The organism is Streptomyces laurentii, assembly GCF_040635425.1.
Taxonomy (GTDB): Bacteria; Actinomycetota; Actinomycetes; order Streptomycetales; family Streptomycetaceae; genus Streptomyces; species Streptomyces laurentii.
The window spans coordinates 1-1,451 of the sequence record NZ_JBEYHT010000134.1 but is presented as its reverse complement, the minus strand read 5'-3'; the positions used below and the strand labels follow the sequence as shown (position 1 = coordinate 1,451).

Here is a 1,451-nt window from a genome sequence, read left to right as displayed (position 1 = left end):
CTAGTAGGGCTTGGTCAGGTTCGTGTTGGTGTTGCGTGTCCTGCGGGTTTGGTGTGTCGTTGGGGACGTGTGACGCCGGAGGAAATGTCAGCTGTGCGTGGCGAGTTGGAGGACTTCGCGGCAGAGGTCTTCGAGCCGTTCGCGCGTAATGATCAGCGTCGGTGGGGGCGGGTCTACCTGCGGGGCCTGCTCACGGACGGGCAGCGCAAGTCGGTCGAGCCGATGGCCACCCGGCTTGGCGAGGACGGGAACCGGCAGGCCCTGGCCCACTTCATCACCACCAGCCCATGGGACCCGGCGCATGTGAGGGCCCGGCTGGCCTGGAGGATGGAGAAGGCGATCCGGCCCACCGTGCTGATCTTCGATGACACCGGGTTCCTCAAGGACGGCAATGCCTCGGCGTGTGTGTCGCGGCAGTACACAGGCACGGCGGGCAAGGTCACCAACTGCCAGGTGGGCGTCTCGCTGCACCTGGCCTCGGATCATGCCTCGGCGGCAGTGGACTGGCGGCTGTTCCTGCCCGAGACCTGGGCGCCCGGGTCCGTGAAGGCGGATCCGGACAAGGTCGCCCGCCGCGCCGCATGCCGGATTCCCGATGACATCGGGCATGTGGAGAAATGGCAGCTCGCACTCGACATGCTCGACGAGACCCGCTCCTGGGGCATCGAGGTCCCGGTGGCCGTCGCGGACGCCGGATACGGCGACGCGGCCGCCTTCCGGCATGGCCTCCAGGCCCGCGGCCTCAACTACGTGGTGGGAATCTCCACCACCCTCTCGGCACAGCCCGGCCACGCGGTGCCGGTCGCAGAGCCGTACTCCGGGACCGGACGCCGGCCGGTGGCGAAGTACCCGGACAAGCCGCAGTCGGTGAAACAGCTGGTCATCGGGGCGGGCCGGAAGGCGGCGAAGCCGGTGCAATGGCGTGAGGGCTCCCGGCCCGGCACCGGCCGCAGCGGCTTCAAGCGGATGTACTCGCGGTTCGTGACTCTGCGGATCCGGCCTGCCGGACGAGAGGTCCGCCAGGCGGCCGACGGCCCGGAACTGCCCGAGTGCTGGCTCCTGGCCGAGTGGCCGGCCGGCCAGGCCGAACCCGTCCAGTTCTGGCTCTCCGACCTGCCCGCCGACACCCCGCTGACCACCCTGGTCCGCCTGGCCAAGCTCCGCTGGCGCATCGAACACGACTACCGCGAGATGAAACAGGCCCTGGGCCTGGCCCACTTCGAGGGCCGCACCTGGAACGGGTGGCACCACCACGTCACCCTCGTCTCCGTCGCCCACGCCTTCTGCACCTTGCAACGACTGGCCAGAGCCCCAAAAGACACGGCGCCGGCCTGAGCCTCTACCGCATCGTCCGCGAGCTACAGACCCTCCTCGCGACATGGACCGGCGTCTGCCCCACCTGTCACCGCGGCATACCCACACCAACACCAACCTGACCAAGCCCTACTAGT

General features: G+C 69.0%; 1 protein-coding gene. It reads left to right on the top strand.

The window, feature by feature from the left end; all coding sequences use genetic code 11:
* Nucleotides 1–84 precede the first annotated feature (84 nt).
* Entirely contained in the window at nt 85–1,335 is a 1,251-nt protein-coding gene (locus tag ABZ693_RS36100; protein ID WP_359885722.1) for an IS701 family transposase, read from the top strand.
* Nucleotides 1,336–1,451 lie beyond the last annotated feature (116 nt).

Bases quoted from the DNA above. Each gene is read 5' to 3' on its own strand.
- ABZ693_RS36100 (WP_359885722.1), top strand. From the start codon at position 85: ATGTCAGCTGTGCGTGGCGAGTTGGAGGACTTCGCGGCAGAGGTCTTC.